The organism is Haloarcula sp. Atlit-120R, assembly GCF_003665885.1.
Classification (GTDB): domain Archaea; phylum Halobacteriota; class Halobacteria; order Halobacteriales; family Haloarculaceae; genus Haloarcula; species Haloarcula taiwanensis.
On record NZ_QPLN01000002.1, the window covers coordinates 283,937 to 303,290 of the forward strand.

Consider the following 19,354-nt stretch of genomic DNA (forward strand, 5'->3'; position numbering starts at 1 on the left):
CACCCTCGGACAATGCCGGTTATCGAATGTGACGAGACGACGGCCCGCGAGCGACTGTCGGATGCGGGGCTCGACATCCGACAGGGAAACACTGATCACGAGCGCTGGCGCGTCGAATATGGCGGCGCGACGGCGGTCGCCTATGACGGAAAAGTCGTTGTTCAAGGTGAGGGGACCGCACAACTTGAGGCCCTGCTGCGCGGCAATGACGGCGGGCGCGTCCATGCGTATTTTGACGGCGCATCGCGGGGCAACCCGGGACCGGCCTCGGTCGGCTACGTACTGGTCGACGACAGCGGGATTGTCACGGAAGGCGGCGAAACGATTGGCACGGCGACGAACAATCAGGCGGAGTACAAAGCGCTCATCCGCGCGGTCGAAGTCGCACGCGATTACGGATTCGACGACGTCCATATCCGAGGCGATTCTGAGCTTATTGTCAAACAGGTCCGCGGTGAGTGGGATACGAACGACCCAGACCTGCGCGAAAGCCGTGTCCGCGTGCGCGAACTGCTGACCGACTTCGACGACTGGCAGATCGAGCATGTTCCGCGGGAAATAAACGACCGTGCGGACGAACTAGCAAACGACGCACTCGACGATGACTGACCTGCCGACAGACGTGACCGAACGGGCCGAACGGCTGACCAGACTCGCTCGCGAGGCGGTCGACGATGCCGAGGCCGACGCCTACAGGACCGAACGCGACGAAATCCTCGCCGGGTACGACTACACTGCCCGCATCAGGAACGATGAGACGGGTGACGTGCTCGTCTGCCATCCCGTCGAATGGGTCGATGACGGCGTCATCCGTCCAGAGCGGGTCGACGACATCGACCGCGGCGTGGAAATACAGCTCTCAGGTCCCGGTGACCCGGACGAGTGGGCGGAGATCGACGCTGCAAACCGGGCTGTCGTCGAAGCTGTGACCGACGCACACGGTGAGACACACGGCGCGAACGCGGAGTTGCTTGCCGACTTCATGGGTAACCACTACGCGAAACCTATCTCCGAGGCGACGCCAGACGAAATCCAGGAGTTTCGGGACGAGTACGTCCGGCGAAATGCGTGGCCAACTGCGGAACAACAGTCGGTGCTCGAGCAGTCGATCCGTCTCACTGTCGAAGAAGCCGGTGGCCGCGTTCCCGATGCGTAACTGCTCGGTACACCTGTCGGTAATCAGTATTTATTCTGCGTTAAGAATTGATTAACAGTAGTTCGCAGGTGCCCAGGTGCGAGTCTACTGCTGTGCCGCGATCAGGTCACGGAGTTCGTCGGCTCGACCGTCATCGGAGATGAACTTTCCGAACACCCAGCCGAGCTGGTCAAGGACTGCGTCCTTGCCCGACTCTGTCAGGGAGTACTGGTTCGTTCGCTTGTCGAGTTCGCTTTTCTCGACGAGACCCATCTCGACGAGGTCGTCGAGATTCGGGTACAGGCGACCGTGGTTGACTTCGTCGTCGTAGTACTCTTCGAGTTCGCGCTTGATAGCGAGACCATACCGCGGCTCTTCAGCGAGTATTACTAGGATATTCTGCTGAAAAGCGGTAAGCTCTTTTGCGATGCCCGGACTGTCAGTAACTGTTTGTGCCTCTGACATAGTTGGGTAAATGTCAGCAAGCTATTTAACACTTGTTAACTCTGGTGCACAACGCCTGCTGTGGGGCATTAACCACCACACAACTAGCAGGTACAATAGTGTTATTTTCGTTATATTATGTGCTCTCGACCGAATGGCTTTTCCGATTAATTTGCTTTCAGATTGTCGTTTACAGGCGGTAAGTGTAATCTAAGAATATATCTGTAGTTAGATATTATTGGGTTATATAGCGCATAATACCGAATAGCTATGGCTATTACGAAAGGATTTTTTGACGGCGTCGCGCAGTCGGCGATGATGACGAACCTCTGGGAAGACCTCGAAACTGGACCGAACCCACCTGAAGAAATCTACGCTGTTGTTGAGTGCCTGAAAGGCGAGCGTAACAAGTACGAATACGAGAAGGACATCCCCGGTGTCGTCCTCGACCGCGTTCTTCACTCGAACGTTCACTACCCGTCTGATTACGGCTTCATCCCGCAGTCGTACTACGACGACGAGGACCCGTTCGACGTGCTCGTGCTTGTCGAGGACCAGACGTTCCCCGGCTGTGTCATCGAGGCCCGCCCCGTTGCCATGATGAAGATGGACGACGACGGCGAGCAAGATGACAAGGTCATCGCAGTCCCGACCGAGGATCCGCGCTACGACCACATTGAGGACCTCGACGACATCCCACAGCAGACCCTCGACGAGATCGACGAATTCTTCGCGACCTACAAGAACCTCGAAGAAGGCAAAGAAGTTGAAACGCTGGGCTGGGAGGACAAAGAAGCCGCAAAGGACGCTATCGTCCACGCGCAGGAACTGTACGACGAAGAGTTCAACTGACGCTCCCGGGACTACCTTTCGCGGTTTCGCTCCACTGGCAGTGTATTTCCAGAGGTAATACCGACAGGCGCCTCCGATTATGTATGAGCATGGGTAATTTTTTGCCCGTGTGAACACTATGAATACGCGTATGGCTACTGACGACACCGACACGGCGCTGGACCACACGACTGTCGTTCCGCGAATCGAGCGACGGTCTACACCCGGAATCGCACATCTAACCGTGGTTCCGGAGAACGCGGACCGGTCGTCCTGACCAGGCTGCTGTGACGATGATTTTGCCGCTTTCGGTGACGCGGTCCCGAAAAGAAGTTTCTTGTTCCTGACCTGACTAACGGGTCGTATGGGATTATTCGACCGGTTGAAGGGCGACGACGCACCGCGTGTTGCCTTCTTCGGCATTGACGGCGTACCGTTCAGCCTCATTGACGAACACCCTGACGTGTTTCCGAACCTTACGGAGATGGCGTCGGACGGAAGCGCCGGCCCCATCGACAGCATCGTTCCGCCCGAGTCTAGCGCCTGCTGGCCAGCGTTGACGACCGGCGTCAACCCCGGACAGACCGGCGTGTACGGCTTCCAGGACCGGGAAGTTGGTTCATACGACACCTACGTCCCGATGGGGCGTGACGTGCAGGCGACGCGGCTCTGGGACCGCGTCACCGACGACGGCCGCAACGCGACGGTGCTCAACGTCCCTGTGACCTTCCCGCCACAGCGCAACGTCCAGCGGATGGTGTCAGGCTTCCTATCGCCCGGCGTCGACAAGGCCGCTTACCCGGACGAACTCCGGGACCACCTCCAGGAAAACGACTACCGCATCGATGTCAACGCCAAACTCGGCCACGACGACGACAAGAGCGACTTCGTCGAAGACGCGCACAAGACGCTCGAAAAGCGCTACGAGACGTTCAAACACTACGTCGAACAGGACGACTGGGACCTGTTTTTCGGCGTGTTCATGACCACGGACCGGGTCAACCACTTCCTGTTCAAAGACTACGAGCGCGACGGCGAGAACCAGGAGGCCTTCTTTGAGTTCTACAAACAGGTCGACGCCTACCTCGGCGACCTGCGCGACCGACTCCCCGACGACGTGACAATGGTCGTCGCCTCGGACCACGGGTTCACCTCGCTTGACTACGAGGTCCACTTCAACGAGTGGCTCCAGCAGGAGGGGTGGCTCGACTACGCGGACGACGACCACTCTGAACTCGGCGATATAAGCGAGGGCACGAAGGCCTACTCGCTCATCCCCGGCCGCTTCTACATCAACCTGGAGGACCGTGAACCGAACGGCGGCGTCCCGCGGGACATGTACGAGTCCGTCCGCGCCGACCTCAAACAGCGTCTCGAAGAACTCGAAGGCCCGGACGGCAAGAAGGTCGCTGACCGCGTGGTCACCAAAGAGGACGCCTTCCGCGGCGACCACGACGACATCGCGCCGGACCTTACCGTCGTTCCGAACCACGGCTTCGACCTGAAAGCCGGGTTCAAGGGCTCCGAGGACGTGTTTGGCGTCGGGCCGCGAAACGGCATGCACAGTTTCGACAACGCGACGTTGCTCGTCGATGACCCGGACGTCCGCATCGACGACGCCGACCTCTACGACATCGCGCCGACAATTCTCGACCTCCTCGACCACGACTTCGACCGCGCCCAGTTCGACGGTAGCAGCCTCGCCTGAGGCCCCTGCTGCGGTCGGGTGATTCTGAGGCCCGGAGCAGTCAGAACAGGCCGTCCAGCTCGTCGTTCGTGAACTCGTCCGGATCGGTCGTTGCGCCCTGTGAGTTCGCTGCTTCTTTAGCGCGGTCCATAAATTCGTTAACCCGTTCGGACCGTTCGACGCCCGAAAGAACGATGAGCGACGCGACTTTATCCGAACCGAGTGGGAAATCCCCGCCCCGGACCTCCATACTCCCGGTCTCGTCTTCCACCCAGCGGCGCGCTCGTTCGATACCCTTTCGCGAGAGGCGTTCGGGGTCACCCGCGACGACGAGGAGGGCCGAGTCGGCCTTGACCGCGTTGGGCAGGCTCATGCTCGTAAGGAGGGCATTCCGTGTCACGCTGGTGATAGTATTGACGTTCTCGCCGGCGTCCTCGCTGGCCTCTGCGCTGGCGTACCCGATAGAGGCGATGCCGCCGCCTCTGAGCGTGTTGATGATTTCCGAGGAGTCGACGACACTTTCGCCGACCCCCTCGACTGCCTCGCCGGAGGCGAACAGCAGGCCGACGCGCTGTGAGATAGCGTCGTTGACGCGTTCGAAGCCGGCGGCGACGCTGTCGCCGCTGCCCCGCCAGGCGTCGTTGTCGACGAGCAGGAGGGAGTCTGCCTCGCGGGCAGCGGTCTTGAGCGACCGACCGGCGTTGGCCTGGTAGAGGCCACCCTCGTCCCGGCCGGGGAGGATGCCGAGGACGTACACCGGCTTCTCGTAGATACGCTTGAGTTCGCGGGCGAGCATCGGTGCGCCACCTGAACCAGTGCCACCGCCGAGGCCGGCGACGACGACGATGGCCTCGGCCTCGGTCGTGATGCGGCCGTCGAGTTCGTCGAGCACTTCAGTGGCGTTCTCTTGCATAATCTGGGCGCCGAGTTCGTTGTCACCGCCGACGCCGTGACCTTTCACGCGGTCCTGTCCAATGAGGGCCGTGTCTATATCGAGGTTCTGGAGGTCTGCTCGTGCCGTATTAACGGCGAGGGCTCCCCGAACAGCATTGAACCCCATGTCGTAATCGAACTGGGCAAGCGACTGGGTCACTTTCCCACCAGCCTGCCCGACACCAATCAGGACGACTTTCATACCAGATGTCTTGTGAGGCTGACTAATCAACGTTGTCCTCACACTGTGAACGGGCGACAAGGCAGGGTAAAGCGGTTCTTGACCCAGAATACAGGGTGCGCTTACTCGACCTGAAGCGTGTAGATCCGTTTGCGAGCGTCGGCGAAGGAAAACCGGGACTCGATGACGCCGACATCTTCGAGACGGGAGAGGGCGTACCGAACCGTCCGTGGCGGCAGTAGCGTCTCCTCGGCGAGCTGGCTCTGCGTCAGGGTCTCGTTGTACTCCAAGACTTTTGCGACGAGTTTCGCGCTCGGCGGGAGATCGCGGACGGCTTCCCATCCGCCACTCTCATATTCGCTGTCGGTATCAGCAGATTGGATATCGGATGCACTCATGGTACTACCACTGTACCCAATACAGGATGATAATATTTTCTGTTCGATATTATGCTCTGTGGAAATGTTACGGCAAAAATCGCTGCCACGGACCCGGCTCTATGCCCGAAAGTTTACGGTCAGTACATCCGGTGTCACAGACGTGGACGAAGTCGAGGTCAGCACAGTCGTGTATGTCCCACCCGAAGAAGTCTACGAGTTTCTGCTGGACTTCCCGGGCTACGCACAATACTCGGAGTATCTCGACCGCGTGGTACAGGACGGCGACGGCTCGCCGGGGACGAACTACGACCTCGTGTTTTCGTGGTGGAAGCTCTCTTACACTGCGCGCTCGGAGGTAACTGACGTTTCGCCGCCGACGCGCATCGACTGGCGGATCGTCAAAGACATCGACGCCGAAGGACACTGGGCAGTCGAACCGGGTCCGGACGGCGTCCCGGCGAACGTACAGTCGGCGTCACGGGTGCGGTTTCACGTCGCGTTCGACCCCGGGTCGGCCTCGAGCAGTGCCATCGACCTCCCCCGACTGGTTTCGATGGACTGGGTTATCGAGAAAGTCAAGCCGCTCATCCGCAAGGAAGCGACCAAAATCGTCGAACGTGTCGTGGAGGACCTCGAAGGACAGAAACGGGACGTCGATTTGGAGATTCACGCCGGCCCGGATTCGGTGTAACGCGGTGACGGAGCGTTACTCGGGCGTCTCGTAGTCGCCGCCGTACCGGATGAAAAAGTACGCGAGGCCGAGCGTCGCGACCATCACGAACGAGGTCGCGACACCGAGCGTTTTCGCGCTGTTTGGCACTTCCGGCGGGCCGGAGCTCCCACTACCACCACCGCCGCCACCGGAGGACTTCGTCGGGTAGTCGGTGCCGACGACGATAGCTCCTTTCATCCCAAGCCCTTCGTGTGGTACGCAGACGTAGGGATAGATGCCGTCCTCCTCGAAGGTGTGTTCGTAGTTGACGCCGGCGCTGGAGACAGCGCTCCCGGAGTCAAGCGGGCCCTCGCCGTCCGAGACGACGTTGTGGCCGCCGCCGTTGCCCGTCCACTCGAACTGGACGGTCGCGCCGTTGTCGACGTGGATCGCGGCCGGGCCGAAGCCGAAGGCGCCGCCGTTTGCCTGCACGCCGACTTCCACTGTCGCCGTGTCCTGTCCGGTCGCATCGACGACCGAGCCATCGTAGTTTCCAACCTGGTCGAGGAATCCGCCGAAATCCGGCGGCCCCCCGCCGCCACCGCCGTCGCCACCTTCGGTGCCTTCCTGTGCGGTCGCGGTGCCTGCTGCGGCCGACGCAGCCGTGGCCCCTGCCGCCGTCCGCAGGAAGCCCCGACGGGACACGTCCGCTCTACCGTCTGTCATACCTGACCGTTTGGGACTCCCCGTCCTGAATATGTCGGTTTCGAATCGGGGCAGAGCAATCACACACCAGTCACAGGTGCCGTGAAACATTTAACGCCGGTAGAACGAAACCACCGGTATGTCTACCGGAAGCCACGGGGTCGTCGGCGGGATTCGTATCGACCTCAATAGATTACACGAAACGTGGATGGAACTCGTGTATCCGCGTCAGCGAAACGCTAGCGACACCGTCCTCGGCACGTGGACGCCAGACACCTCTATCGGGGTGGCTCTCTATCACCTCTGGTCTGCGCTCGGGGTCCCAGTCATCGCGCTGGTGTATCCGCTAGTACTGTGTGGCGTCGTCCTGCGCTACCAGACCCGTCGCATCGACGGCACGGCGACCCGTCTGGGCGTTGTTGGTGTGGTTCTCCTTTCGGTCCTCGCCTGGGGCGGTCTGGCGGCTCTCGCGCGACTCGAACCGGGGAGCATCAACCTCGTGTCAGGTGGGTTCACCGCCGTCGCTGTCGCCGGCGGCGTTGCGACACTGTCGGCTGCACTGGCTGTCACGTTCCGGCGGGTCGGTGGCCGCGGGACGACCGTCGCGCTGGCGTATCCGTTCGCTATGACCGCTATCTTCCTGCCGCCGGTCGTCGCCGCGCTGTACTCGACGACTGTCGCCTCGGTCGTCATTCCCGCAAGCGACTCGCTGTCCCGGTGGTTCCTCTATGAGGTGCTGGCCGCCGTCGGCGTCGCGGAGTTCTTCATCGAAAACTTCGACCGGGAAGGCATCGCCTACGTCATCATCTGGCTCGGCATCTCCATCCCACTGGGCTGGCTGCTCGGCCTACTGGTGACGCTCGCGGACTTCGTCCGCCCGACTGAGTGACGGCAAAGCCACCGTGTAGACGACCCCGTCTCCAGCGACAGCCCGGTGTTACGTCCGACGAAGTACTTTCCGAAAATAATGTGGTTTTGTCGTCTGACAGAGGGTATTCAGACAGGCCTATACACCAGCCAACACGCAGCCCTGCCGGTAACCGAGTGGCGTTGAAATCGGAGGAACTCAGGCCGTTGTTCTGTGACCACGCGGACTGAGAGCGGCTGTTACGGACTGGCGCGGAACTCGCCGTGTTTCATTCCGAAGAAGAACGCGATGACCGAGAAGACGATCATCGAGGGCAGCACCATCATGAACACTGTCGAGGAAGTCATTACCCTCGTGAGCGCGACCGCCGCGACGGCAACAATCACGACGAGTGGGGCAACCGCTGACACGAAGTCAAAATCCATACGCCCGCTTGTGGCCGGACAAATATATTCTTTAAGAAAGCAACAGCGGCCTCCAACTGACTGCCGGGCGGTTCCGTCTCTTGTCCACACCAACACGGCGAGTGCCGCGTACCCGCTGAGGATATCAATGACGAACGTCCGCCCGGTTGCTACGACGGCGTCGCGTCGCCCGGTCGAACAACGATCTCCTCAGGTACGTTCCGGTCAGCAACAGCGATATCGGCTTCCTCGTCGCCGCCGAACACAACTGTCGCACCGGCCCGCATCGGCGCGAGCAATCCGGCGACGACCGCGCCTGCAGTCGTCATCGGTGCCCGAAGCGCGACAGTCGTCTCTGCGTCGATGTCGTAGTCGGCGACGACACGGCCGCTCTCGGCCATGAGCTCGCCGTGCGTGTAGGTCCTGTCGGCCGCCAGCACCGCGTCGTCAGGCGCGACCTCGCCCGGTGGCTGAAGCGGGTTCTCGCTCCACAGTTCTCGCTCGAATTGGGCGATTGTCGGGTCATCGACCGGACCACCGTAGGCCAGTCCCTTGGTTCCTGGTCCCTGCGTGTAGCGGTCGAACCACGCTGCCGGCGCGACGAGCGCTGTCGCGTCGACCGCATTCGGCGGGTCCATATCCACAATCGCCCCGTCGAGCGCCGCCGCGAGGAAGGCAAGTAGTGCGTCCGGGGCGTCTCGAAGGTAGCCCGGTCGGTCCCCGTCTGTCGGCTCTTTCGGACCCACGACGACGGCGACCCGCGTCCCGTGCCGGACGCCGTAATGCCGCAGCAGATTCCCGCCTTTCCAGGCGTTCGTGGCGAAATCGGAGTAGCTGTACGGCGTCGCCCGCTCCGGCGAACGAAAGAGGACGCCGTCGCGGTCGCGGGCCTGCGCGACAAGGTCACCGAGTACCTGCATACGTTGTCGTTCGGCTCCACCGATGAAAAACAGCGCGGCCACAAAGCGGATGTGGATAGGGTCCTCCACTGCCTATAAATGAAACGACAGCAACAAATCGCTGACGTACTCAGCCGGAGCGACATCGACACGCCGCCCGCCTACCGACTGCTCGATGTCGTGACTGAACTCGGTGACATTGCGGCCGCAGTCAACGAGACGACCGGCTACGGCACTGATTCGGCGGCACTGTCGGTACGGGAAGCGGAACTCGGCGACGCTCTATTTGCACTGCTTGCGCTGTGCGTGCAACTCGACATCGACGCCGATGCCGCGCTCTCGTCGGCGCTTGCGAAATACGAGGGCCAATCCGGAGCAAACGGGACATCGGCGAGCGACGGCTGACTACAGCGAGTTCTTCAGCTTCTCGAAGAAACCTTCCTCGACGTCGACCTCCTCGCCACCGGCCTCCGCGAACTGTTCGAGGGCCTCCTTCTGCTCGGCGTTGAGGCTGTCGGGCGTGACGACTTGCACCTGCACGTAGAGGTCCCCCCGGCCGCGGCGGCGGAGGCGGGGCATTCCCTTGCCCTCTAGGCGGAACACCTCACCGCTCTGGGTACCGCTTGGCACGTCGACCTCGACATCGCCGTCCAGCGTCGGGACGGTGATGGTGTCGCCGAAGACGGCCTGCGGGAATGAGATGGCCTGCTGGTGTTGCAGGTCGTCGCCGTCGCGCTCGAAGTTCGGGTGGTCGCGGACGTTCACCTCGATGAGCAGGTCGCCGTTCGGGCCGCCGTTCTCGCCGGGCGCGCCCTCGCGCTCCATCCGGAGCGTCTGTCCGTCGGCGATACCGGACGGAATCTCGACCTCGAGCGTCGCGTCGTTCTGGACCACGCCATTACCCCGGCAGGTCGAACACGTCTCATCGTATAGCGTCCCCTCGCCCTCACACCGGCGGCAGGTCGTCGTCTGCTGAACCCGACCCATCGGTGTCTGCTGGACCTGCGTCGTCTGGCCCTGCCCGTTACACTCCGGACAGGTCTCCGAGTCGGCCCCCGGCGGATGACCGGTCCCGCCACAGTCGTCACAGGCTTCCGGCCGAGTGACGTTCAGTTGCTTCGTCGCGCCGTTGTAGGCCTCCTCAAGGTCGATTTCCAGCCGCGTCTGGAGGTCCTGTCCCTGTCGCCGTCGACTGCCACCGCGCCCGCCGCGGCCGCCGCCACCGAAGAACTGGTCGAAGATATCCTGCATATCGAAACCGCCAGCGCCGCCACCGAAGGGGTCTCCACCCATCCCGCCGCGGCCGCCGCCACCGCCAGCGCCGCCGCGCTTCTCGGCCTGCTCGAAGCGCTCGTGGCCCATCTGGTCGTACATCTGGCGCTTCTCCTCGTCGGTGAGGACCTCCTTGGCCTTCTTGGCCTGCTTGAATTTCTCCTCGGCGTCGGGGTCATCGCTCACGTCCGGGTGGTACTCCCGGGCTTTCTCTCGATAGGCCTCCTTGATCTCGTCTTCGGAGGCGTCCCGAGAGACACCCAGTATCTCGTAGAAATCCTGACTCATTCGTTGTACAAGGCTTAGACGATTGAGCTACTTCAAAAGAACGGGTTGCCGACTAGTAGTGTTCGACCCGTACCGGGGCGCTTATTTCCGTGCCGAGGGAGGATTCTGGCAATGAGTCCTGAGTCGTCGCGCGGTCACCGGGGTCTCGTCACGGTCGAGCGAGTCGCAGTCTGGGGGCTCGCGGCGCTGGCCGTCGTCGGGCTGGTCGCCCTCGTCGTCGGCCCCGGCGCTGATCTGCGGACGGCGTCCCCGTCGGTTACCATTGAGGGTGAGTTCGACGCTGAGGCGGGAGCGGTCACGCTCACCCACACCGGCGGGGACCGGCTTACCGACACCAGTACGCACGCGCTGGAGCTTGTCGTTACCGACGCCGACCAGAACCGCTCGATAACGTTGACGTGGGCCGGGCCGGACCAATTGCCCGTCGACTCTAGCGATACGGTCGTCGTTGACGACCCGCGCGTGGACTCGAACGGTGACGGTAACTACCTTGATGGCGACGTCTCGGTCGGCTTCTACCTCGACGCTGGCGACACCGTCGCGGTCCGCTGGACCGGCCGCCCGCTCGGCGCGCCGGCCGAACGGACAACGACGCTCGATACAGTAACGCTCGGGAACGAGACCGGCTGACTGCTTCCTCACAGGGAGGGTCGCCAGAGCGTTTCGGAGATGCGTTTTTGGGCTTCGACGGTGGTGTTCATTCTCCCGCGCAGTCACAGACGGACAGACTCAGTGCGGACATACACGTCCCCGGTTCCGGTCATGGTTACTGCGTACTTGCCCAACTGAAACGAGAGTGAGACGGTACTGTCCGGCCCTGACGACTGAACAAATAGTTGATCGAGTGCGTCCGGATCGAGCGTTTCGATGAGGGGCGACAGCTCTGTTGCCTCTCGGTCAGCCGCGATCGCGACCGTTTGTACGACTGCTACTGACGGCGAGACTGCGTTCCAGTCGAACTCCGCATGGAGGGTGTCAGGGTCGTCAGATGGCCGGTCGGGCTGGCTGTCGGACCCACTCATTACTAGAACTGTGTTGGTCAAACGTATTAATTCTACGCTTAATTTACAGGTCAGGTTACTTATATATGGGTCGAAAACTCAGTTTGCTTGACTAGAACATCGGCCCTCTCGTCGAGGCTGTGGCTGCTTCGATGCAACGCCGTACGGACCGTGATATCCTACACGCAACTGTGCTCCTGTCGCAACTGGACTGGCTCCACAGCACAGTAACTTCTGCGGGGGCGTTCCGGTCAGACGATTCTCGCTCGTCAGTTCAACCGACGTGCAGACAGACGACGAACGGTCACTGCCGCCACTAAACTCTGTTTCGGCCACTCACCGTACGACATCGAACCGGCGTGACCGTTCAGTCGGTCACGGTTCGGGGATGGCCTGCCAGTTGGTCGGCTTCCGGTCCGCTGTCCCGACGCAAGCGATGTGATCTGCCCTATTCGTCTTCGTCAACGTCTTCGAAGTCGGCGTCGACGTACTCCTCGCCCTGCTCGGCCGCGCCGCCCGGTCCGGCAGCCCCACCGGGACCGGCTCCGGCCGCGCCACCCGGACCAGCGCCCGCAGCGCCGCCGGCGGCCTGCTGGGCCTGCTCCTGGTACATCTGCTTCCCGATCTCCTGCAGTTCCTCGCTCAGGGTCTCGGTGACTTCCTCGTAGTCTTCTTTCGTGGCGTCCTCGTCGTCGAGGACTTCCTCGACGTCCTCGATTTTGGCCTCGATGTCGGCCCGGAGGTCGTCGTCTATCTCCTCCTCGTTTTCGTCGAGGAGTGTCTCGGCGCGGCGGACGGACGCCTCGGCCTCGTTGCGGGCTTCGATACGCTCGCGGCGCTGTTCGTCCTCCTCGGCGTGCTGTTCGGCCTCCTGTTGCATCTCTTCGATCTGCTCGTCGGAGAGGCCGGCACCGCCTTCGATGGTAATGTCCTCCTTGTTGCCCGAGCCCTTGTCCTCGGCTTCGACGTTGACGATACCGTTCTCGTCGATGTTGAACGACACTTCAATCTGGGGCGTGCCCGCAGGGGCCGGCGGGATGCCCGAGAGCGCGAACGCGCCGAGCAGTTCGTTCTCCTCGGCGATTTCACGCTCGCCCTGGAAGACGCGAATCTGGACCTGCGTCTGGTTGTCCTGGGCGGTGGTGAATATTTTGGACTCCTCGGTCGGGATAGTGGTGTTCTTCTCGATGAGGCGCTCGAAGAGGCCGCCCTTGACCTCGACGCCCAGCGACAGCGGCGTCACGTCGAGCAGGACGATGTCGTCCACGTCGCCCGAAAGGACGCCGGCCTGGATGGCCGCGCCCAGCGCGACGGCCTCGTCGGGGTTGACGTTCTTCTTGGGCTCCTGGCCGGTCATCTCCTCGACCTTGTCCTGGACCTGGGGCATCCGCGTCGAACCGCCGACGAGGATGACCTCGTCGATGTCGCTTTTCGTGTAGTCGGCGTCGGCCAGGGCCTGCTCCGTCGGGCCGACGGTGCGCTCGATGAGGTCCTCAGTGAGTGACTCGAACTTCGCGCGCGTGAGTTTCTGTTCGAGGTCCAGCGGACCGTCGTCGGTGGTCGCGATGAACGGGAGGTTGATGCGGGTCTCCTTGCGCGAGGAGAGCTCGATTTTGGCCTCTTCGGCGGCCTCAGTCAGCCGCTGGAGAGCCTGCCGGTCGTCGCGCAGGTCGATGCCGTGTTCGTCTTCGAACTCGTCGGCGAGGTAGTCGATGATGGCGTGGTCCCAGTCGTCGCCACCGAGGTCGTTGTCGCCGTTCGTGGCGACGACCTCGTAGACGCCCCCGCCCAGGTCGAGGATGGACACGTCGAAGGTCCCCCCGCCGAGGTCGTACACGAGGACGGTCTGGTCGGACTCGTCGTCCAGCCCGTAGGCCATCGCGGCCGCGGTCGGCTCGTTGACGATGCGTTCGACCTCGAAGCCGGCGATCTCGCCGGCGTCCTTGGTCGCTTGGCGCTGGCGGTCGTTGAAGTATGCCGGGACCGTAATGACGGCCTTCTCGATTTCGTCGCCGAGGTACTCCTCGGCGTCGTGTTTGATCTTCTGCAGAATCATCGCCGAGACCTGTTCCGGCGTGTACTCTTCTCCGTCCAGTTCGACCGTGTAGTCGTCGTCGCCCATGTGGCGCTTGATCGACTGGATCGTCTCGTCGGGGTTCTTTACCGCCTGGTTCTTCGCCGGTTTCCCAACGAGTCGCTCGCCGTCGTCGAACGCGACGACGGACGGTGTTGTCCGCTCGCCTTCGCCGTTGACAATGATTTCAGGGTCGCCACCTTCCATGACCGCGAACGCGCTGTTCGTGGTCCCAAGGTCGATACCCAGAATCTTGTTGCTCGCCATCTTACCCGCTCATAGCGGATTGGGCCGGTTAAAAGTTGCTAGATGTACTGATTGGAAAAACGGACAAAGGGACCTCCTCCGGGCGGTTTTATACTCGATAGTCCCCTCTGACCGGTGATTATTTAATGTACCGCTATACGACCGCTATACCGTTGATATTGCCCGCTATTCCTCGCCCTCGCTGACTGTGACCTGTGCCTCGCGCAACACTTTGTCGGCCATCTCGTAGCCCGGCCGGTGGACATCGGCGATTGCTCCGTCGGGCTGGTCGCTGTCGACGCGGGCAAGCACCTGATGCTGCGTCGGATCGACGTCTCCGCCGGGATCGGGGTCGATAACCTCGACGTTCTCGGCATCGAGCACGTCGTCAAGCTGGCGAAGCGTGGACTCGACCCCGCCCCTGATATCAGTGTCCTCGTCTTGTTCGAGCGCGCGCTCCAGATTGTCCCGAACGTCGAGCAGGCGCGTTACGAGGTCTTCGGTGGCACGCTTCTGTTCCTGCTCGCGGCGCTTGTCCATCCGCTTTTTGTAGTTCTGGAACTCCGCTTGCTTGCGTTTGAGCTTTTCCTCCAGCTCCTCGATGTCGTCGTCCTGCTGTTCGACCTGCGATTCGAGGCTGTCCACGCGCGACCGTAGCGCGGAGAGTTCGCGGGCGATGTCTTCAGGATCCGATTCGGCGACCCGGTCGACCAATTCGTCGTCGATATCGAACTCGCCCAGGTCAACCTCATCCGCGTTGCCGCCCTCGGGCACGTCCTCGAAATCCGCGTCGCCGTCCGCTTGCGCCTCGCTCGCGGTCGACTCCTCGGTCGCGGCCGCGTCGTCGGCTGCGTCCTGCTCAGTCATACCCGATAGAAGTCGTCACGTAAATAAAAGGATTCAGAAACGGTCTGGCGGTGACACTGTCCACCGACACTGGTATCACAGGAGGAAGCTGACGACCATCAGGACGAGGAAAACGACCACAAGTATTTTCGCGATTCGCATGCTGAGCCCCGCGATACCGCCCAGACCAGCCAGTCCGGCGACGACGGCGAGGACGAGAAACAGCAGGGCCAGTTCGAGGAACCCGCCGCCGGCTTGGAGCGGGGCCGTGGTCAGTAGGTGCGTCATGACCGTAGCCAACGCCTTCTCCCCGGTTTATTATACAGCCACTAATCAGGGGTCGACAGCGAACGCCCCGGGGTCGTACTGGAACCGCGTGCGGTAGGCCTCCCACTCGTCGAGTTCCTCGAGACGGTACTTGCCGAAGGTGGGGTTCCGGACCAGCTCCAGTTCCGCGAGCCGTTCCTGAACCGGGTCGAACAGAGTCCCCCAGTCGAGCTCTCGGAGCGATTCGTCCGGGTTTTCGTCGTTCTCGGTGAACGTCAGGCCGTTATCGGTTCGCTCGATGGTCCCGTACTGGTACCGACTCCAGACGGTGTACTCTCCGAACGGAACGGTCTCAGTCGGCGGCGGCGGGCGGCGGTACTGTGCCTGGAACCGCTGGTGTGTCTCACCGCCACCCCACAGCACCCCGCGGGTAAGGAGCTTTATTCGTCGGTTGGCGTCTACGCCGCTGTTGTAGACGACGCGTGCGTGCTCGTACTCACTGGACTGAAACTGTTCGGCGACGTCGTCGTCGTGGTGAACGTCGACCTCGTGCTGATACGGTAACGGCGTCCGGAGGGCGCGTTCGAGCACCGAGACCGTCTCAGCGCCCCGGCGCAGGTCGTCGTACGGTCCTGTTCCACGCCACTGCGCCGGGTCGGCCTCGTCGGGGTCGACCCATCGGTCCATGCTAATACTATGTTGGAGACGGTCTTAGTTTTTCCCGCGACGTGCGCATCCCGCTCAGCACGACCGCCGCCGGCACCAGCACGCCCGCTCATACCAGCACGCGGTCGATTTCGACAACAAGGCCATCAGCTGCGTCCGGGTCGCCAACGAGCGTTCCGAGACAGACTGCAACGCCACCGGGAGTAATGGTGACGACCTGCGACCCCATCTCAGCCGTCGCGTCACCTACTTCGGCCGGGCCGGCTTCGATGACGCCCGGCGCGTACACCGGCGCACCCTCGGCGACTTCGCGGGCGGCGCTGGGCGCAATTATGACCTGCGGCAGGTGGACCAGCGCGCGTTCTGCAGGCTGGATAATCTCGCGCACCTCCGACTCGTCCCCCTCCTCGGCGAACGCGAGCGCGTCCACGAGGTCGTGCATCGTCGACAGCGACGCGTCGTCGAAGGTCCCCGTCGCCGTCCGTCGGAGGTCACCCATGTGTGCGCCGGTTCCCGCTGCCAGTCCGATATCGTGGCACAGTTTCCGGATGTATGTCCCCGACTCACAGCGCACCCGGAGAAGCAGGCGGCGCTCCTCGCGTTCAAGCACGTCCAGCGAGTGAATTCGGCGAGAGCGCAACTGGCGCTTCACCGCGCTTTTCCGAGGTGGCTTCTGGTAGATGTCCGTCTCGAACTCGGCGACGATGTCCGTGATGTCTGCCGGGGCCTGGTCGTGGAGCTCCAGCACCGTCACGTACTCCTTGACCGCGTCGTCGAACACCTGCGCCATCCGGGCGGCGTCGCCGAGCAACACGGGGAGACAGCCGGTCACCTTCGGGTCGAGCGTCCCGCCGTGAGCGACCCGGTCCTGGCCAGTGGCGTCCCGAATCCAGGCCGCGACCTGGTGGGCCGAGGGTCCCGGGGGCTTATCGAGGTTGACGACACCGAAGGACCGAAGCGAATCCAGATCCCGTTCGTCGGGCGGGGCACGGAGCGTCATCGGCTCAGAACTCGTACCGGATATTCTCGACCGGTGCCTTCCCTTCGTCGCCGTCGGGACTGTACGACTCGACGGCGTGCAGCGTCACGCTCAGGACGCCCTGCGGGTCCCAGCGGGCGGTGTTGACCGACAGGTCGTAGATAGAGAGGTCGTCGAAGTCGATGTCGTAGTAGTCGCTGTAGCGCTGGGCTTCGCTCTCGCCGCGCTCTTTCGTCTCGGTCTTGGCCTGCTCGAAGGGCTTGTTCTCGCGGGTCGCGATGCGGTCGGCGCGCACGTCCAGGGGCGCTGTCAGCCACAGTTTCATGTCGGCGTACTCGCCGGCCATCCAGCCGGCCAGACGGGATTCCAGCACGAGGTCGTCGCGCTCGGCGGCGATGTCCCTGAGTCGCCGGTCGAGGTCGCGGTCTATCTGGTCGTCCTCCTCGGCGGCCTTGTTCAGTTCCAGCGGCGTCATCCCGCGTTCCTCGGCCAGCGAGCGGAAGATGTCGCCGCCGCTGACGTGCTCGTAATTCAGTGCGTCGGCCAGACTCTTGGCAAGTGTACTCTTGCCGCTGCCGGCCGGCCCGGAGACGGTAATCAACATAGAGGTGTTCGGGTGGCCCCGATAGAAAGGGCTGTCTCTTCGCGCCTACCCGGTCGGCGTCGTCTCGACGTTGAGCGCCTTCCGGATGATCTGGGTGAACGAGAGCGAGCACAGGAAGTACCAGACAATCCACGCCTGTACCGGGCCGACGACGCCGTTGCGCCACGCCTCAACCTCCCCGAAGATGGGGAGCGTAATCACCGGGCTCGCCTCGACGCCGGCTCCGAAGACGATCCAGTAGAGCCAGAGGAACAACGGGATGTTGACCAGCATGATCCACACCATCGGGCGGAACTGCTGTTTGAACATCCCCATCTGGTCGGTCATCAGCTCCATCTGCTCCTCTTCGAGCCGGTCTAGCGCTTCCTGGTCGTCGCGTTCCTTTGCAGCTTTGCGGCGCTCTTTCAGGTCCTCCATCTTCTCCTGATGGTCGCCCATCCCCGACATGTCCATAAGGTTGTCCTGCAGAATCGTCGAGGTAGTCCCGGTAATAATCGCAAGCACCAGGATGACGACATAAAAGGGGAGCATATCGTTGAGCGGTCCGAGGACGATATCGATGACCCCGCCCGCGATAACGTCTCGAACAGACGTCATCGAGTAGCCGGCAAACAGGCCGAGCGTTCCGAGGCCGGCGAGCTTGTCCCACTTCGACCAGCCGCTGTCCTCGTCATCATCGCTCGGTGCCGCGTCGGACTCTTCGAGCGCCTCGCGGACGCCCTCGGGGTCGTCGATGACGAACCCCTCGCCATCGGCGTCGATGAGCAGGCCGGACTCGATGAGCCGTCCCCACTCACCGCTCGTGAGGTCGTCACTCACGTCACTCCAGGTGACGGTCCCGTTCTCTTCGGCCGCAGCGAGCACCGTCGAGAGCGCGTCAGTCATTGCCTCGCCGTCTTCGGCGAGTCGTTCTACCTTCGGCGCGGTACGTGCCATTGTGTGTGCTTGAGTTGCGACGGCATATCAACGTTTTACTCTGACTGTCTCGACGACATCGGCCTCGAACGGTAGTTCCGCCGGGTCTCAGGCCGTCTGTGCGTCGACAGCGTCCTGAATATCGCTCCAGACCTCGTCGGGCGTCTGCTCGCCATCGACAGCGACGAAGCCGTCGTGGTCCTCGTAGTGGTCGATGACCGGCGCGGTGTTGTCGTCGAACACGTCCAGTCGGTTGCGGACGGACTCCTCGTTGTCGTCGTCGCGCTGGATGAGGTCGCCACCACACTCGTCACAGACGCCCTCCTCCTCGGGTTGGTTGAACTCGACGTGGAAGTTCGCGCCACAGTCGTCACAGACGCGGCGGCCGGTGAGTCGGTCGACCAGTTCCTCGCGGGACACGTCTAGCGAGAGGATGACGTCGAGGTCGGTCATCCCTTCGAGTTCCTCGGCCTGGTCGAGGTTGCGTGGATAGCCGTCGAGCACGAAGCCGTCGGCCTGTGAGAGGGCTTCGTCGACAATAGCGTTGACTACCGCGTCCGGTACGAGGTCGCCCGCTTCCATGTACTCGCGGGGCGTGTCGTACTCGGTATCCATGTCGCTGATGTCCATGTCTTTGTTCGCCCGGAGCGCGTCACCGGTCGTGATGTGCTCGACGCCGTACTCCTCGGCGAGGTTGGCGCTCTGCGTTCCTTTGCCGGCTCCCGGCGGCCCGAGAATCAGGATTCGCGGATTCGACATGGTCTGGGTTTCCGAGGGGTCCGTTAAATGGTTGTCCAAATGCGTCTGTCGGAGCGAGACGCGTCAGGCGATGTCTAGAAGGGTGCGGGTACGCTCCCATCGCTGTCCGCGGTATAATATGGTCCGTCCGGAAACCGGAGTGGTTTTATGAATTAGGTCCACCTAAAAATATGCTGCGCCGGTGAGATGGCCAGATTGACCGATACAGCGCGGTTCGATAAGCATCATGTTTTTTGGCTAGCCTAAAATTCACAATCTATTTGTACTGTTTTAGGCATGCCTAAATCGCATGGTGAACAATGCCGATGATTCGACTAG

The 19,354-nt window shown here is 62.2% G+C and carries 25 protein-coding genes; 9 read left to right on the plus strand and 16 right to left on the minus strand.

What is annotated here, in order from left to right; genetic code table 11:
- Window positions 1-12 precede the first annotated feature (12 nt).
- Together rnhA and DVK01_RS08715 are read left to right on the plus strand one after the other, a co-directional pair.
- Window positions 13-609, plus strand: a complete 597-nt coding sequence (gene rnhA / locus DVK01_RS08710) for a ribonuclease HI (protein ID WP_101349282.1) — start codon at window positions 13-15, stop codon at window positions 607-609.
- Complete coding sequence (locus DVK01_RS08715) at window positions 602-1,156, plus strand: rnhA operon protein (protein ID WP_101349283.1); 555 nt, start codon at window positions 602-604, stop codon at window positions 1,154-1,156. Before rnhA ends, DVK01_RS08715 begins: the two co-directional genes overlap by 8 nt.
- A gap of 84 nt (window positions 1,157-1,240) precedes the next feature.
- Here DVK01_RS08715 and DVK01_RS08720 read toward each other — a convergent pair whose 3' ends face one another.
- Window positions 1,241-1,600, minus strand: coding sequence for a PadR family transcriptional regulator (locus tag DVK01_RS08720; RefSeq protein ID WP_004518536.1), 360 nt, complete (start codon window positions 1,598-1,600; stop codon window positions 1,241-1,243).
- Window positions 1,601-1,897: 297 nt separating this feature from the next.
- Between DVK01_RS08720 and DVK01_RS08725 the strand changes: the two genes are divergently transcribed.
- The 3 genes from DVK01_RS08725 to DVK01_RS08730 all read left to right on the plus strand — a co-directional run bounded on the left by DVK01_RS08725 (window position 1,898) and on the right by DVK01_RS08730 (window position 4,118).
- Entirely contained in the window at window positions 1,898-2,431 is a 534-nt protein-coding gene (locus DVK01_RS08725) for an inorganic diphosphatase (protein WP_101351397.1), read from the plus strand.
- 130 nt (window positions 2,432-2,561) lie between these two features.
- Window positions 2,562-2,687, plus strand: coding sequence for a hypothetical protein (locus DVK01_RS22825; protein ID WP_255410212.1), 126 nt, complete (start codon window positions 2,562-2,564; stop codon window positions 2,685-2,687).
- Window positions 2,688-2,774: 87 nt separating this feature from the next.
- Window positions 2,775-4,118 carry an alkaline phosphatase family protein gene (locus tag DVK01_RS08730; RefSeq protein WP_101349284.1) on the plus strand — a complete coding sequence of 448 codons (1,344 nt, stop codon included), beginning with the start codon at window positions 2,775-2,777 and terminating at the stop codon, window positions 4,116-4,118.
- Window positions 4,119-4,158: 40 nt separating this feature from the next.
- Here the strand turns inward: DVK01_RS08730 and DVK01_RS08735 are convergent, their stop codons facing one another.
- Window positions 4,159-5,232, minus strand: coding sequence for a tubulin/FtsZ family protein (locus tag DVK01_RS08735; RefSeq protein WP_101349285.1), 1,074 nt, complete (start codon window positions 5,230-5,232; stop codon window positions 4,159-4,161).
- A gap of 101 nt (window positions 5,233-5,333) precedes the next feature.
- Complete coding sequence (locus DVK01_RS08740) at window positions 5,334-5,609, minus strand: helix-turn-helix domain-containing protein (protein WP_121511184.1); 276 nt, start codon at window positions 5,607-5,609, stop codon at window positions 5,334-5,336.
- Window positions 5,610-5,751: 142 nt separating this feature from the next.
- Here DVK01_RS08740 and DVK01_RS08745 point away from each other — a divergent pair, with 142 nt between their 5' ends.
- Window positions 5,752-6,282, plus strand: a complete 531-nt coding sequence (locus tag DVK01_RS08745) for a type II toxin-antitoxin system RatA family toxin (protein WP_101351398.1) — start codon at window positions 5,752-5,754, stop codon at window positions 6,280-6,282.
- A 15-nt stretch (window positions 6,283-6,297) separates the two neighbouring features.
- Here DVK01_RS08745 and DVK01_RS08750 read toward each other — a convergent pair whose 3' ends face one another.
- Window positions 6,298-6,969, minus strand: a complete 672-nt coding sequence (locus DVK01_RS08750; protein WP_101349287.1) for a halocyanin domain-containing protein — start codon at window positions 6,967-6,969, stop codon at window positions 6,298-6,300.
- Between the two features lie 118 nt (window positions 6,970-7,087).
- On the opposite strand from DVK01_RS08750, the gene DVK01_RS08755 reads away from it, so the two are divergent.
- Window positions 7,088-7,837 (plus strand): hypothetical protein, encoded by a 750-nt coding sequence (locus DVK01_RS08755; RefSeq protein ID WP_121536367.1) that lies wholly within the window; start codon window positions 7,088-7,090, stop codon window positions 7,835-7,837.
- A gap of 218 nt (window positions 7,838-8,055) precedes the next feature.
- On the opposite strand, the gene DVK01_RS08760 is transcribed toward DVK01_RS08755, so the two are convergent.
- Both DVK01_RS08760 and DVK01_RS08765 read right to left on the minus strand, forming a co-directional pair.
- The gene (locus tag DVK01_RS08760; RefSeq protein ID WP_101349289.1) at window positions 8,056-8,241 is read right to left on the minus strand and encodes a hypothetical protein; all 186 of its coding nucleotides are present in this window, start codon (window positions 8,239-8,241) and stop codon (window positions 8,056-8,058) included.
- Between the two features lie 149 nt (window positions 8,242-8,390).
- A complete protein-coding gene (locus DVK01_RS08765; protein ID WP_121536835.1) occupies window positions 8,391-9,140 on the minus strand; it encodes a hypothetical protein in 750 nt (249 codons plus the stop codon).
- 78 nt (window positions 9,141-9,218) lie between these two features.
- Between DVK01_RS08765 and DVK01_RS08770 the strand changes: the two genes are divergently transcribed.
- Window positions 9,219-9,524, plus strand: coding sequence for a MazG-like family protein (locus DVK01_RS08770; protein WP_101349290.1), 306 nt, complete (start codon window positions 9,219-9,221; stop codon window positions 9,522-9,524).
- On the opposite strand, the gene dnaJ is transcribed toward DVK01_RS08770, so the two are convergent.
- On the minus strand, window positions 9,525-10,679 hold the full coding sequence (dnaJ, locus tag DVK01_RS08775) for a molecular chaperone DnaJ (RefSeq protein WP_101349291.1): 1,155 nt from the start codon (window positions 10,677-10,679) through the stop codon (window positions 9,525-9,527).
- Window positions 10,680-10,790: 111 nt separating this feature from the next.
- Between dnaJ and DVK01_RS08780 the strand changes: the two genes are divergently transcribed.
- Window positions 10,791-11,309: a hypothetical protein gene (locus DVK01_RS08780; RefSeq protein WP_101349292.1), complete on the plus strand. Its 519-nt coding sequence runs from the start codon at window positions 10,791-10,793 to the stop codon at window positions 11,307-11,309.
- Between the two features lie 83 nt (window positions 11,310-11,392).
- Here the strand turns inward: DVK01_RS08780 and DVK01_RS08785 are convergent, their stop codons facing one another.
- The 9 genes from DVK01_RS08785 to DVK01_RS08825 form a co-directional block, all read right to left on the minus strand.
- Window positions 11,393-11,701: a HalOD1 output domain-containing protein gene (locus DVK01_RS08785; protein WP_101349293.1), complete on the minus strand. Its 309-nt coding sequence runs from the start codon at window positions 11,699-11,701 to the stop codon at window positions 11,393-11,395.
- 427 nt (window positions 11,702-12,128) lie between these two features.
- Entirely contained in the window at window positions 12,129-14,021 is a 1,893-nt protein-coding gene (dnaK, locus tag DVK01_RS08790; protein ID WP_121511181.1) for a molecular chaperone DnaK, read from the minus strand.
- A 165-nt stretch (window positions 14,022-14,186) separates the two neighbouring features.
- Window positions 14,187-14,867 carry a nucleotide exchange factor GrpE gene (locus DVK01_RS08795; protein ID WP_121511180.1) on the minus strand — a complete coding sequence of 227 codons (681 nt, stop codon included), beginning with the start codon at window positions 14,865-14,867 and terminating at the stop codon, window positions 14,187-14,189.
- 75 nt (window positions 14,868-14,942) lie between these two features.
- Window positions 14,943-15,134, minus strand: coding sequence for a DUF1328 family protein (locus DVK01_RS08800; protein ID WP_101349296.1), 192 nt, complete (start codon window positions 15,132-15,134; stop codon window positions 14,943-14,945).
- A 45-nt stretch (window positions 15,135-15,179) separates the two neighbouring features.
- Complete coding sequence (locus DVK01_RS08805; protein WP_101349297.1) at window positions 15,180-15,800, minus strand: hypothetical protein; 621 nt, start codon at window positions 15,798-15,800, stop codon at window positions 15,180-15,182.
- An 88-nt stretch (window positions 15,801-15,888) separates the two neighbouring features.
- Window positions 15,889-16,779: an RNA-guided pseudouridylation complex pseudouridine synthase subunit Cbf5 gene (locus DVK01_RS08810; protein ID WP_101349298.1), complete on the minus strand. Its 891-nt coding sequence runs from the start codon at window positions 16,777-16,779 to the stop codon at window positions 15,889-15,891.
- Window positions 16,780-16,783: 4 nt separating this feature from the next.
- Window positions 16,784-17,362 (minus strand): (d)CMP kinase, encoded by a 579-nt coding sequence (gene cmk / locus DVK01_RS08815; protein WP_053966311.1) that lies wholly within the window; start codon window positions 17,360-17,362, stop codon window positions 16,784-16,786.
- Between the two features lie 45 nt (window positions 17,363-17,407).
- Window positions 17,408-18,298 (minus strand): DUF106 domain-containing protein, encoded by an 891-nt coding sequence (locus DVK01_RS08820; protein WP_101349299.1) that lies wholly within the window; start codon window positions 18,296-18,298, stop codon window positions 17,408-17,410.
- An 87-nt stretch (window positions 18,299-18,385) separates the two neighbouring features.
- Window positions 18,386-19,036: an adenylate kinase gene (locus DVK01_RS08825; protein ID WP_101349300.1), complete on the minus strand. Its 651-nt coding sequence runs from the start codon at window positions 19,034-19,036 to the stop codon at window positions 18,386-18,388.
- Window positions 19,037-19,354: the final 318 nt, after the last annotated feature.